The sequence below is a fragment of the Streptomyces sp. NPDC006739 genome, from assembly GCF_042869815.1.
GTDB lineage: Bacteria > Actinomycetota > Actinomycetes > Streptomycetales > Streptomycetaceae > Streptomyces.
On record NZ_JBIAGM010000042.1, the window covers coordinates 1 to 11,931 of the forward strand.

8 protein-coding genes, 1 tRNA gene and 5 pseudogenes are annotated in these 11,931 nt (G+C 68.0%); 8 read left to right on the forward strand and 6 right to left on the reverse strand.

Annotated features, from left to right (window positions below; all coding sequences use genetic code 11):
- Nucleotides 1–237 precede the first annotated feature (237 nt).
- The gene (locus ACFYMM_RS40965) at nt 238–990 is read left to right on the forward strand and encodes a hypothetical protein (RefSeq protein ID WP_388397089.1); all 753 of its coding nucleotides are present in this window, start codon (nt 238–240) and stop codon (nt 988–990) included.
- A 232-nt stretch (nt 991–1,222) separates the two neighbouring features.
- On the opposite strand, the gene ACFYMM_RS40970 is transcribed toward ACFYMM_RS40965, so the two are convergent.
- The 6 genes and pseudogenes from ACFYMM_RS40970 to ACFYMM_RS40995 form a co-directional block, all read right to left on the reverse strand.
- Nucleotides 1,223–1,296 (reverse strand) — tRNA-Met (locus ACFYMM_RS40970).
- Between the two features lie 74 nt (nt 1,297–1,370).
- Nucleotides 1,371–1,589 (reverse strand): annotated as a pseudogene (locus ACFYMM_RS40975) (transposase); the annotation flags it as partial.
- A 132-nt stretch (nt 1,590–1,721) separates the two neighbouring features.
- Nucleotides 1,722–2,870, reverse strand: coding sequence for a serine hydrolase domain-containing protein (locus tag ACFYMM_RS40980; protein ID WP_388397092.1), 1,149 nt, complete (start codon nt 2,868–2,870; stop codon nt 1,722–1,724).
- Between the two features lie 202 nt (nt 2,871–3,072).
- Nucleotides 3,073–3,303 (reverse strand): annotated as a pseudogene (locus ACFYMM_RS40985) (hypothetical protein); the annotation flags it as partial.
- A gap of 523 nt (nt 3,304–3,826) precedes the next feature.
- A pseudogene (locus ACFYMM_RS40990) lies at nt 3,827–4,114 on the reverse strand (DUF3626 domain-containing protein); the annotation flags it as partial.
- A 194-nt stretch (nt 4,115–4,308) separates the two neighbouring features.
- Entirely contained in the window at nt 4,309–4,887 is a 579-nt protein-coding gene (locus ACFYMM_RS40995) for a chloramphenicol phosphotransferase CPT family protein (protein ID WP_388397094.1), read from the reverse strand.
- 1,185 nt (nt 4,888–6,072) lie between these two features.
- Between ACFYMM_RS40995 and ACFYMM_RS41000 the strand changes: the two are divergent.
- The 7 genes and pseudogenes from ACFYMM_RS41000 to ACFYMM_RS41030 all read left to right on the forward strand — a co-directional run.
- Nucleotides 6,073–6,237, forward strand: a pseudogene (locus ACFYMM_RS41000) (alpha/beta fold hydrolase); the annotation flags it as partial.
- A 553-nt stretch (nt 6,238–6,790) separates the two neighbouring features.
- The gene (locus ACFYMM_RS41005) at nt 6,791–7,138 is read left to right on the forward strand and encodes an ANTAR domain-containing protein (protein WP_388397097.1); all 348 of its coding nucleotides are present in this window, start codon (nt 6,791–6,793) and stop codon (nt 7,136–7,138) included.
- Between the two features lie 653 nt (nt 7,139–7,791).
- On the forward strand, nt 7,792–8,142 hold the full coding sequence (locus tag ACFYMM_RS41010; protein WP_388397181.1) for a M15 family metallopeptidase: 351 nt from the start codon (nt 7,792–7,794) through the stop codon (nt 8,140–8,142).
- Between the two features lie 39 nt (nt 8,143–8,181).
- Nucleotides 8,182–8,409 (forward strand): annotated as a pseudogene (locus ACFYMM_RS41015) (DUF6233 domain-containing protein); the annotation flags it as partial.
- A 170-nt stretch (nt 8,410–8,579) separates the two neighbouring features.
- Nucleotides 8,580–9,026, forward strand: coding sequence for a hypothetical protein (locus ACFYMM_RS41020; protein ID WP_388397100.1), 447 nt, complete (start codon nt 8,580–8,582; stop codon nt 9,024–9,026).
- A 205-nt stretch (nt 9,027–9,231) separates the two neighbouring features.
- Nucleotides 9,232–9,501 carry a hypothetical protein gene (locus tag ACFYMM_RS41025; RefSeq protein ID WP_388397103.1) on the forward strand — a complete coding sequence of 90 codons (270 nt, stop codon included), beginning with the start codon at nt 9,232–9,234 and terminating at the stop codon, nt 9,499–9,501.
- 163 nt (nt 9,502–9,664) lie between these two features.
- Nucleotides 9,665–11,695, forward strand: coding sequence for a right-handed parallel beta-helix repeat-containing protein (locus tag ACFYMM_RS41030; protein ID WP_388397106.1), 2,031 nt, complete (start codon nt 9,665–9,667; stop codon nt 11,693–11,695).
- The last annotated feature ends 236 nt before the right edge of the window (nt 11,696–11,931 follow it).

Here is an 11,931-nt window from a genome sequence, read left to right on the forward strand (position 1 = left end):
AGCCGGTGGCCGTTCATCTATGCGGGCACCATCCCGATGCCGGAGCAAACCCCCGGATCAGGTCGAACCCGTACACCACTTCCCTGGACGCAACCGGCCGCAGCAGGGGCAAGACCCAGCGCCGTTCTGCTTTCACGTGATGTGTGTATGCCCGAACTGCCAAACGACAGCGTCCAAGTTTTCCCCGCGATACCCATGCGCGTCCGCACATGGAGGCGCCTTGCCACAGCCAGTGTGGTGGCCGGTTTCATCTGCGCGGCCATCGCCGCCTTCTCCACGTGGACCTACGTCCAGGCGCCGCTAGCATCGAAATGGGAAGACGAGCTGTCTTTGGCCACGTTGTCTTCGAGCAGCGGGTACGCCTATGGCCTGGGTGGCATCGACCACCCGTGGTGGGTGTACGCATCCTTCGGCCTGCTGCTGATCCTCACCGCCGCGATGGCTTCACGACGCCGACTGCCACGCCGCCTGGCGGGAGCTTCGGCCATCCCGGCAGCCGCACTGGCGGTGTTCGCCGTGCTCGAGTCCGCCTCAGCCATTGAGCTCGAATACCCCTTCGAGGTGTACAAGCTGGAGCGCAGCCAGCCCGGCCTGACCCTCACATACGCTTCGGGCACTTGGTGGGCGATCGCCGCCGCGATCCTGCTCGGCGTGGGTACCGCCGCGCTGGGCTGCGTAGACCGTGCCCGCACACGCCAGAACGACGAGGCACTGCTCGCGGGGCTCTCCGGCTGCACCGGATGGTCAGCCACTGCCGCGAACCACGAGCCTGGAGAGCGGGACCGATCACATGACGAGGCGGTTCTTCCTCGCACAAGCGGGTCCGCCTCATCGCGATATACCCGCTCCGCGAGCGACGAACGGGACCGTCAGGGCCAGCACTGGCTCACCAGCCTGCATGCCCGGTACCCGCCGCTGCTGCGCACGCTGCTCACGTCGATCGCCGTGTGTGTGGCAGGCCGGCCGGGGCGCGGCTCGCGGCGGCGCTGAGCATCAGCGTCGCCAAGGACGAAGTCCTTGAACTGTTCCGGCGGATTGCCCGAGTTACCACAGTTCAGCCTGCGGGCCGCCCTCGGGGTCGACGGCTTCGCGCTGCGCAACGACGACTCGTACGCCACCATTGTGGTGAACGCGGGAAAGGTGGCGCCCTGTCGATGGGCTGGCGGCTCGCGCTGTCCGAATAGGATGACGGGCCCGGCTGTATGCCGGGCCCGTCGGTCAGTAGCGGGGACAGGATTTGAACCTGCGACCTCTGGGTTATGAGCCCAGCGAGCTACCGAGCTGCTCCACCCCGCGTCGGTGAGGCCACTCTACACAGTGGCCGTCCCGGGGCGGCGCTCATTTTCCAGGTCATCCCGGACGATGTTCAAGACTCCGGCCCGCTGCCAGCGGTTCAGGCGCCGCCAGCAGGTCTGCCCGGATCCGAATCCCAGCTCCAGCGACAGGAGTTGCCAGGCGATGCCCTGGTGCAGGACATACAGGATGCCCTGCAGACAGAGCCGATCATCCACTGGCCTCGACCCGGGCGACCGCGTCCGCCAGGGCAGCAGCAGCGGTTCGGTCAGCGCCCACAAGTCATCGTCCACGATCCACGGCCGAGTCGTCACACCCGCCGAACGATCAGATCGTCACAACAGCCACGCTCGACCGGGACACCTCAGCCGATTTCGCCACCCAGTCGGCTGGGCCCACCGTGAGGCTACGGGCGTGAGATGCGTGTGTCAGGCGTCCGCCGCGTACCGCCAGAACTCCCTGATCACGGGTGCCGGCACGGGACCCATCGCTGCCACCTGAGTCAGCAGGATGGTGACCGCACCCGTGGCCGGGATGACGTGAGCCGCTGTGCCCGTGCCACCGACCCAGCCGTAACGACCGGGCACATTCCACGGGTTGGTCCGGTCGATGTCAACCGAGCCGCCGAAGCCCCAGCCCTGGCCCTCCAGGAACAGCTGGCCGATGTCGCGCTGCGCCGGATTCGTATGGTCGGTGGTCATCATGCGCACGGAGTCGGCCGACAGCACCCGGCGGCCGTCGGCCGCCACCCCGCCGGCCAGCAACATCCGGCAGAAGGCCAGCCAGTCGTCGGCGGTCGAGACCAGCCCGCCATTGCCGAGCGGTAGCGCGGGCAGGCTACTCCACTCGCCGTCCGGGCCGTCGGCGAGCTCCAGGATGCCCTCGTCGCCTGGCCTGTAATAGCTGGTGAACCGGCCCCGCTTGGCGACCGGCACCTCGAACCCGGTGTCCACCATGCCCAGCGGCCCGAAGATCCGCTCCGTCAGGAACTCCGGCAACGGCTGTCCGGTGACCCGCGAAATCAGTACCCCCTGCAGGACGGAGCAGGTGTCGTACAGCCAGGCAGCGCCCGGTTGGTACAGCAGCGGAATGCGGCCGAGCGCCGCCATCCACTCATCGGCCGGCGGGAAGTTGCTCGGCACCCGGCCGTCCTTTTGCACCGTGAACAACTCCTGCACCGCCGGCAGTGTGAAGTCGGAGGGAAATCCGTACCCGGCCTGGGAGGCCAGCACGTCGAATACGGTGATGGGCCGGTCGGCCGGCACCACGTCGTCCACCGGGCTCGCCGGCGTGCGTACGACCACCGGCTTCCCCAGCTCCGGCAGCCACATCCCGATCGGGTCGTCCAGTGCGATCCTGCCCTCCTCCACCAGGATCAGCAGTGCGGCGGCGGTGACGGACTTGGTGATCGAGGCGACCCGGAAGATGGAGTCCCTCGCCATCGGGGCGCCGTCGCCGGCGTCCTGCGTGCCGACGGCCACCACCTCGACCTGGTCACCCCGGGCCACGAGGCCAACCGCTCCCGGCAGCGTACCGGCACCGACGTGGGCTTCGAGCAAGTCGTGCAGGGTCGTCATGAGGCCGCCTTCCAGAAGATTGCTGTCGAAAGACAGACTCCAGCAGGGGCCGGGAATCATCGGCGTCGACAGGTGAGGTGGCCGGAGCCTCGTCACGGAACATCTCGAGAAGACCAGATCATGATCGCGTTACGGGCTCTACGGACTGTCCGCAAAGCTCTCGGCTCCGAGTTCGGAGCAGCCTGAAGAGCTGGCGAGGTGCTCAGCCGGTGGATCGTGAGGTGGCCAGGGACCGGGCGAATTCGGCGAGCGTGTGGAAGTCGTTCTCCCGTAGGCCGATGCGGGGTAGACGTGATGGAGGAGCCCGGGCCCTTGGTGATGGGTGGTCACGTAGGCCGGCCTGGTCCAGCCCGCTCTGCTCGTCGTCCACCCAGGCGAAAGGACGGCCGTCTGCGTAGTCCACCAGCGGTCCGGTCTTCCAGTGGACTCCATCATGGCCACGGTGATGTACACCGTGCCGATAGTGCCGAGGAAGGGGATCCACCGGGTCTGGAAGCCGAGGGTGTTGGGGCCGGTGCTCTCGTTGAGGGGCCGGATGACGGAGTCGGTGCTCAGCGTCAGGCGGGCGGCGCGTTTGACAGCCGGGAGGTCGAGGGCCGTGCTGTCGGCGGTGAAGACGACGAGCCAGGTGTCGTGCGGGTCGAGGCGGCGGCCGGTGCGGTGCGTACGGCGGCGGGGGTGTCACCGAAGTAGGTGTAGGTGGTGGCTTTCAGGCGGTTGTCCAGTTGTTGGAGGCGCACCGCGGCGGTGTTGCGTGCTGTGGGGCAGGGAAGGTGCAGGGCCTTCAGGTCCGGGCAGGGTGCCTGGAGGAGGCGTTTTCGGCTGGATCCGCCGGGTGCCATGTCCACATGGCCCAGCGCCACCATGTGCACGCCGGCGGGCAGTGCGGCCCGGAATTGGCTGGTGGAGCGGGCGCGGCCGGCGGCCTGGACCAGTGCGGATCGGTGTCCGCTGCCGAGGGCCTCAGGCGTGAGACTGAAGAACGAGGAGCCGAACCGCGGGGCACCACCGATCGGATCACGGCGGCGGTTCAACACGCCGTAGACAGGGCGCTGGTCAGGAGCGGCGCGTCATACGTGCCGGCGAAGATACGGCTCTCCCAGCGCCATCGGGTCTCCTCCCGGATGAGCGGTCAGGCCGCCGTTACTCGTTCCTGTGACGAACTGTGACCTGTAGACGCCGTCGTCAGCCATGTGGATCAGGATGCGACGGTTCCCCGCGACTCGGTCAGGGTGAAAGTGCATCGTCACCTTCAGGGCCGAAGAGAGGGGCTTCCCCCTCGACGAAGCCGCGTCATGTCGCAGAGCCCTCCCCTGAAGCGAGACGGCGGTAGCAGCAGCCATGCGTGGAGTCTGCACAAGTCGCTCCCAACGTACCTCAACATGACCATTGCGCCTGCAAACAGCCACCCGTGAACCAACGGTCGAGCAGGCATGCCTCACGCCGTAAGCGGTTCCCGGCCGTCAGTCAGGTGGCGTCGGCGGAGGCGAGTGAAGGCCGTGGGGCTGGAGCGGTGCGGGAGGAACTCCTTGATCCGCTGTGCGCATTCGCGTGGGCTTGCCGTGCTGGTGTCACACTCCAGGTCGTAGTCACCGTGGCCGTGGACCAGGTCGTACTGGTGCGCCGCGAGGCCCGGCGGGCGGTCGCCCCGGGCCAGCTCGCGGCGGGCCAGCTCATCCAACGGGCAGTGGACGCCGACGAACAGCACGTCCTCGGGCCGCAGCACCGTCAGGCAGTCGAGCAGCCGCCACGGCTCGCTCAGCACATGGTCGACCACGATGTCGTTGCCCACCTCCGCCATGGCCGCGATCGAGCGGTGGAAGCCCATCCTGGTCCGCCGCAGCGCGGCGTCGAGCTCCTTCGCCCCGAGCTCCCGCTTGCTGCGCATCGCGTTGAAGCCGTCGACCGCCATGTGGAAGAAGACGCCGTCGTCCAGGATGCCCAGAAGCTCCCTGGCGATGCTCGACTTCCCCGAGCTGGAGGTGCCGTTGAGGAAAATGATCCGACCAGATGCCATGCTGGCATGATCACACGTTGCCGGTGCCGTGCTCAGGGGTTGTCCGACGGATCTCGGCGACCAGTCGAACTCGCAAGGGACCCCGGTCCGACCATGGAAAGTACTCGCCGCCTCCTCTCTGGCAGGCTTGGCTCCTGCCATCCACCGGAAGACTACGGAGTATGCGGCCGTGCCCCTGAAGAACGTCCTCTCCTTACGCCGCGTGATCTGGGGTGGCGTCACGTTGGTCATCCTCGCGGCCGTGGCGGCCGGCTGTATCGCCGTAGACCGTTCACTCCGTCATGACGGGCCGGTGATGGGGGTGAGATGACTACGGGGCCGGCCAAGGATCCCACACGCCCGCTGCCCTACCAGGTGCCCAGATTCTCCCACGACTGGTCGAAGGCAGTAACCCAAGCGCCGGTGATGCCAGGATGGCTCGTCGTACGGAAAGAGCTGGTCCAAAAGAACACAGCTCGCGTGCTCCCGCAGTAGTCATACTGCTGCTCGATCCAGCCAGCGGCGAGCCAATTACCGTTGCCGTCCTCGACGTACTCGGTGCCGTCGTTCCCCCTCGCGGGTCCACGAGCAGCTCACCGGTCGCGCGGTCGCGTGGGCTACTCCGGCTGTGGTGACAGTGGTGCCGCCCGCCAGGGCGAGCCGCCGCAGCGGTCACGGTGACTGCGCGACGGATCCTGAGCCCCTTCGGTGCGGTGATGACGGCCGCCTTGGCGATAGCCACAAGTTCGCCAAAACGCCGGCAGCGATGGCGCCCATCGGCCGTGACGATCCGGATCCGCATCCCGTCCTCCCGCCGACCGAACTGGCCACGGCCCAAAGCCAGACGCAGCCGGCACCGGGCCGGCCATGCACGCGCGAGAAGACCCGCGGCACGCTCCATCGTGCTCACCGCCCTGCTGTCGGTCACCGCACTCTCCTCCGATCAAGGCACGCTGCCCGCACTGCCGTCTCACCTCGGCCCCCATGTCTTGCGGACCACGAGCACGGCTACCTACGCCGCCCGGATCGCCAAGAACGACTCCACGCCCCCTACGGCCCTCCGTCGACCACCGGGCCGACCTGGACGTGCGACGCTGTCCCCGGAGCGGGTGAGGCGCGACACATGACCGCTACCGGTTGGGGCACGGGAGTGTTCGTGCCGCGCGCGCGTAGGACGCGGCACTTGAGCCGTCCTGAGGAGGCCGGGTGTTCGAGGGGTTCGAGAGCGCGCAGATCGATGTCGGTGAGGCTTCCATTTTCGTCCGCTTCGGTGGGGACGGTCCGCCGGTGGTGCTGCTGCACGGGCATCCTCGTACATCGGCGACCTGGCACCGGGTCGCTCCGCTGCTGATGCAAGCCGGTCACACGGTTCCTTGGGCCAAGCCCAGACCTGGAGTAACTACCGCTCACGGAACACGCCACTCTTGCAACAGTGCGAGCGAGCGCGCCCCGCTGCCCGGCTGCGTCCGCCGCCCGCCCTCCTTCCCCCTTCTTGAACTTCGGCAGAAACATGGGCGAGAGCGTCCACAGGGCTGCCCAGGCCATGCCTGTCGGCCGTGATGACCTGGGCAGCCCTGTGGACGCTGGGAAGGCCCGCGCAACAGTTGCCGCCATACCTGGCGCAAGAGTTGGGCGGAGCTGATGAAGCGATCCAGGACGGTTCGGGTGCGGACGCCAGAAGGCCGCGCGGCGGCACGGTCATCGACGCCATGCCGCCGCGTCACTCACCCCAGTGCCACCCGTCCCGTCGCGTGCCCGCGCGGAGCCGGTCTACGTGCTCCCCGGGCTCATGCAAGCCCCCGCGGTGTCCGAGCTACTGCCGGGGGACTCACGCGTAGTGAGGTGCTCAGCTCGGATGGTTGTCGGAAGGCAACTGGGGCAGACGTGTGAGGTCCCCTGTCCTCTGTCCTCCCGGTGATCTGCCATGACCTCAACCCCCCAGCCGCGCCCACAGTTGACGCCCGCGTCGGCCGACGAACTAGCGGCAGAGCTGGGGAGGGTGCGGGCGGAGAACAGACAGTTGCAGCAGGCGCTCGTCTCGCATGCCGTCATCGACCAGGCCATCGGCGTCCTGACCGTCCTGGCGCAGATTGCCCCGCGCGACGGCTTCACGGTGCTGCGGGAGGTCTCCCAGCACACCAACACCAAACTCACCCAGGTCGCAGAAGAGGTCCTCAAACACGGCCAGGGCGCGGCGCTGCCCGATGTTCTCCTCGGTCAGCTGCAGGCGGCGCTGGCCCGCCACGCCACCGACCCTCGCCCCGGCCTCTGACCGGCGGATGGCCCCCGTCGTCCTACAGGGGCGGGCGCCCGGCGACGGCTCCGCCGGGGTCGTCCAGGAGGCCGATGCGGGCGGTGATGTGTTGCCGACCGGCTCAGTGCTGAGGGTGATCGCGCTTGGACGGGTAGAGGGGAGCGAGCTGGCGCCAGTAGCCGCACACGAGATCTTCCGCCTCCCGCACCGCCCGCTGAGCGCATAGCGCGTCAGCCGGCAGGCGTTGCCCGGCTCGGGCCATGGTGGAGCCCGTGCGCCGGACATCCCTCAGCGTCACCCGGCGCAAGGCACGGCGGGACACGGCAGCAGTGCGTGCCTTGCCACTTCGGCCCACAAGACACCACCGTGCGAGCAGCACCACCGCAACCACCGACAATCCGCCCGCGGCGTAGACCCCATGACCGGCCACTGGCCCCTCCCGCCCGACACCCCCTACAAACCGTGCCGCATCCATGTACCCCCGTATCGCCCCGCCAACTTCACCGCATCACCGTTTCTGCTGTGTGGGCGTCGGGCTGAGCGGCCGGGACCCCAAGACCCGGCTCAGCCTCGGATGGCCGGCCGAGTACGGGCTCCGCCCCGAGTGAGCCCGCCCTTCCCGAAGCTGTCCCGGACCTTTCCGAAGCTGTCCCGGATACCGACAGCAGGATCTGCACCCGCAAGCTCACGCCGACTGGCGCTGCCCTGACCCTACTTCTCCGGTCGAGGTGGCCCCGCACTGCGCCGGGGCGGCCGTGGACCTGACGCTCATCGACACGGATGGCGTGGAACTGGACATGGGCGGTGCGGTGAACGGACACCGCACGGGCGATGAGAGGTGGTGTCCCTTCGACGCTCCGGGTCTGTCGGCCACCGCGCGCGACAACCGCCACCTGCTGGCCCAGTGCCTGCGTGAGGAGGGTTTCGTCAACTATCCGAGCGAGTGGTGGCACTGGTCATACGGGGACCGCTACTGGGCGCTCATGACCAGTACTCCTGCCGCCGTCTACGGGCCCATTTGACTCGGGCCAGGCCCCAACGGCCACTCAGTCACCGCTGGAAGACGGAGCTGGCACCGGCCCGCGCTCACCCACCTCGCCGACTGCACCAAGCACCAGTGCGCCACCAGCCCCGTCGACGCCTCCACCGCCCGGATCGGACTCGCGAAGGACCCCGACAACATCTCCGCCTGCGGATTCTGCACACCAGACAAGGCGCTCGACGCCCCCTCCAGCCCTGACGGCCCCTGGCCCGCCCACGGCTCCCACCTGATCCCGCCGCCGCACTGACGGCGGCACAAGCGCGGAGGGCTGGGGTGAAGGCCGACGTTCGGCCGGCGGAGGAACGCGGGGACTGCCCTGCTCGGTTGGCGGCTTTACCCGTCGTGGATTGAACGACTCGTCCCGGCGTGATCGGCTATGGCTGAAGTGGCGCATGCAACCGTTGCCGGAGGCCCACCGTGCCGTACTACCTGCTCACCGTGACGGCCTCGCGGCGGACCAACCTCGGGCTACAGGTCGAACCCGCGGTGCGGATCAGGGAGTTGGCGTCACGGGTGAAAGACACCGACGTTCCCATGCCCGGCGACCGCCTCCTGCTCCTTCGCCCCGACACGGGCACGTGGTGGATCGCCCCGTTGGCCAGATTCGGCCTGGAGGCGTGGCAGAAGGACGGACTCGTCTACACCCGCAGCGACCCAGCCGACCCGGAGTTCACGCTGGCCCTCGGCGGCAAAGGAAGCCCGGAGGAGACACTGCCGGTGGGCACCGAGATCTGGGTCGCCGACAACGCTCCGACCAGCGACCACCGCACCATTGGCTGGCGCCGCATCATCGCCGACATCGCCTCGGGCGACTGGCACCAGGCGGACCCGGACTCGGTTGACACAAGCGTCACCGATCGCTGACCGCCCAACCCCGGCAGAACGCCCGAGGCGGCCGCATGGCCGGGGCGCCGTCCTCGGGTGGAAATAAGGTTCCGGCAGCGTACAGCGTGAGTGGCTCCGCAAAGGAGTTCGAGGCTGCCTACTACCATTCCTTGGCCACCGCCAACTCGGCCTGGAACACAGAAGGTCGGCCGTCACGAAACCCCGGTGAGCTCAGGTGCCGAGGATGAAGGAGACGGCCGTCAGGGCCGGCACGCTGCGCAAGGAAGCAACGACCTGTTTGCTTGCGAACTCGCGCTGGGACGAGCTGAAGCGGGTCGTCTCCGGCGACGGACCGCGCAACCCCGAGCGCATCGCCCTCGGTTGCCGGCAGCGAGGTGAGTTCCGCAACTGGCCTCGGACAGATCCTCACCGTGCGCCGCAAGATCGACGACCGTGCGTCCACGCCGACGGCTCGTGCGTCCACGCCGACGTCCGCGAGGTCCAATACTGGTGACACTGGTGACACTGGTGACTGCATGGCCCCGCATCACGACCCGACCGGCAGCGCGGGCAGTACGGCGCCGACCGCACAGGTTACAAGACAACAGAGACGATTGATCCGATGTTTCATCGTCGCGATCATTGACGTCTCGGCTTCCTGGCCCTACTTTTCCCGCATGTCTTCGACAGAGAAGCAGGCATCCGCCGCCAGACCCACCGGAATGCGCTGCTTATTCATCGGGTCTTATCGAATCGTCGCGGCCGTCCTTTGCGCGCTCCTGCCCGTCGCCGTGCTGGCCCTGCCCGCACACGCGGCGGCCGCGATCACCTACTTCGTGTCGCCCACGGGCAGTGACAGCAACCCAGGAACCAGCGCCGCCGCACCCTTCCGTACGCTCACCAAGGCACAGACCGCGGTCCGGGCGGTCGACAAATCGACGTCCGGGCCCGTCACCGTGACCTTGGCCGGTGGCGTCTACCGGCTGGCCCAGACGCTGACCTTCACCGCTGCGGACTCCGGCGGCGGCAGCGCCGGTACCGTCTGGTGGAAGGCGGCGCCCGGGCAGGCGCCGGTCATCAGCGGCGGAGTCCGGATCACCGACTGGGCCAAAACCGGCACAGGCAGCATCTGGTCCGCTCCGGCCCCCGGGGGCCTGGACACTCGGCAGCTGTACGTGGACGGCGTGCGCGCCCAACGGGCGTCGGGCACCCTGCCGGTGCCGGTGACCCAGACGGCGACCGGCTACACCACAGCGTCCGGTGACCCGATGGCCGGCTGGCGCAATCCGTCAGGGATCGAGTTCGTCTACCGGGGCGGCCTCGGGCTGTGGACCGAGCCGCGCTGTCCGGTCGCCTCGGTCACCAGTACCGCCATCACCATGGCCCAGCCCTGCTGGAACAACTCCACCCAGCGTGTCATGCGAACCGATGGCTCGGGCCGCACCTACAACCTGGTCGGCCGCAAGTCGATCACCGAGGCGCCGACGGCGGTGGAGAACGCCTACGAACTCCTCGACAAGCCGGGCGAGTTCTACTTGGACAAGAGCGAGCACCGGTTCTACTACATCCCGCGTTCCGGGGAAGACCTGACGACCGCCGACGTCGAGGCGCCCTCGCTCGACACTCTGGTGACGACCTCCGGCAAGGCCTCGGACGAGCCCGGTCACATCGGCTTCCAGGGCATCCAGTTCAGCTACGCGAACTACACGACCTCCAACACCGGCACCGGCTTCTCCGAAATCCAGGCGACGTACCAGATCACCGGGACCACGGGCTACGCCACCCAGGGACTGTGCCACTTCGTGTCAGGCGGCACCTGCCCCTACGGCAACTGGACCAAGATGCCCGGCGCGGTGCGGTTCACCTACGACAACAACATCCACTTCGACCACGACTACTTCGTCCATCTCGGCGCGGCCGGACTGGACCTCGGCAACGGCTCGCAGAACGACACGGTCACCGCCTGCGTATTCACCGACGTCTCCGGCAACGGCCTGGACCTGGGCGGCGTGGACATCCCGCAGCCCAGCAGCTCGGCACAGCACACCAGCGGGATCACCGTCAAGGACAGCCACTTCTACGACACCGCCGCCGAATACCACGGCGGGGTCGCCATCGACGCCGGATACATCGAGACATCGACCATCACCCACAATCAGATCGACCATGTGCCCTACACGGCGATCTCCATCGGCTGGGGCGGCTGGCCCGACAAGGTGAGCCTGCCCGCACAGCCGAATTACTCCAACAACAACACGATCTCGAACAACCTGATCTACGACCACATGTCGCTGCTCGGCGACGGCGGTGCCATCTACACGAACGGCATCACCGGCACCTCGATGAAGAGCGGTGAGCATGTCACCGGCAACGTGATCCACGACCAGCTCAACACCTCCGGCGGCCACGTCCTGTACACCGACAACGGTGCCACCTACGTGTCGATCCTCGGTAACGCCGTGTGGAACATCAACGTCTCACCATGGGGAAGCAAACACGTCAACTACACCCTGGGCGACGGCACGTACGATCCGACGGACGTCGAGGGCAACTACTGGCCGAACGGTCCCTCCGACTACGACAACAAGAGCGTCCTGGTCCAGAACAACCACGACATCACCGGAGCGGACCAGATTCCGTCGAGCATCATCGCGGCCGGCGGCATCGAGCCGCCGTACCAGGCGGTCCTCTCCTGGCAGCCGGCCTGACACGAAAGCGTCCGGGCGTGCGGTGTTCGGCGCGGGCTCGACGGGCCCGGGGTCGGAATCCGCCGCTTCGGCCTCTTGTCTCCCGGGCGCCGATGGGCGGGCGCGCCAGCGGAGCACGCCGACTGGCTCTGGCGTGTTCGCGCATCATCTGCTCGGCACTGTGCAGGGCGCTGGTCTCCCGTGGCCCGAGCGGTTCGCGGTGCGGTCGACGAACAGGGCGCGGCTCGTGTCGCCGA